The sequence below is a fragment of the Enterococcus plantarum genome, assembly GCF_001730295.1.
GTDB lineage: Bacteria > Bacillota > Bacilli > Lactobacillales > Enterococcaceae > Enterococcus_L > Enterococcus_L plantarum.
In genome coordinates this window covers 1-751 of record NZ_MIKA01000046.1, presented here as the reverse complement: position 1 = coordinate 751, position 751 = coordinate 1, and the positions used below count along the sequence as shown (strand labels likewise).

The following is a 751-nucleotide window of genomic DNA, read 5'->3' as shown; positions in this document are numbered from 1 at the left end:
AATCAAAACCTCCAGTGAGAACTGGAGGTTTGCTCTTCGGCTGAAAGCCTCTTTTACCGGCCACGGCCTAAAAGGCCTTCTGATCGGGTCTCCCTCACGCACCACTTCTTCTCGCTGATTCTAAAAGAATTTCATTTTTTATTTTTTGCTATTTTTATTACCTGTGAACGGATCATACTCCTCAAACAACGTCAGCTGATCTGCTATATGATCTTCCTGAACTTGATTGCGTATATATTCTTCTATTTGTTTTTTGTTTCGGCCAACGGTATCGACATAATAGCCACGACACCAAAACTTACGATTGCCGTATCGATACTTTAAATTCGCATGTCTATCGAAAATCATTAAACTACTTTTTCCTTTTAGGTAACCGATAAAACCCGAGACACTTAATTTCGGTGGAATACTGACCAACAAATGAATGTGATCTCGACATGCATTTGCCTCGATGATGTCGACGCCTTTTCTTTCACATAAAAGTCGAATGATTTCTCCGATACTTTTCTTGTATTTGCCATAAATGATTTGGCGACGGTATTTTGGCGCAAAGACGATGTGATACTTACATTTCCATACGGTGTGTGATAAACTTTGATTGTCCTTTTTCATAAAGGAACCTCCTTTAATGTTGATGATACGGTCGGGAAACCTATATCAGTTTAACATTTTAGGGGGCTTTTTTATTACCTCGCTGGAAGCTCTATGGAACCACCCGCATAGCAGGTGGTTTTCAGAACACACAAAAAAA

At 39.5% G+C, this 751-nt stretch carries 1 protein-coding gene; it reads right to left on the bottom strand.

Going from position 1 to position 751, the window contains the following annotated elements; genetic code table 11:
• Window positions 1–138: 138 nt before the first annotated feature.
• Window positions 139–612, bottom strand: coding sequence for an IS200/IS605 family transposase (gene tnpA / locus BCR22_RS11905; protein WP_069655109.1), 474 nt, complete (start codon window positions 610–612; stop codon window positions 139–141).
• Window positions 613–751 lie beyond the last annotated feature (139 nt).

Bases quoted from the DNA above. Each gene is read 5' to 3' on its own strand.
- tnpA (WP_069655109.1), bottom strand. From the start codon at position 612: ATGAAAAAGGACAATCAAAGTTTATCACACACCGTATGGAAATGTAAG.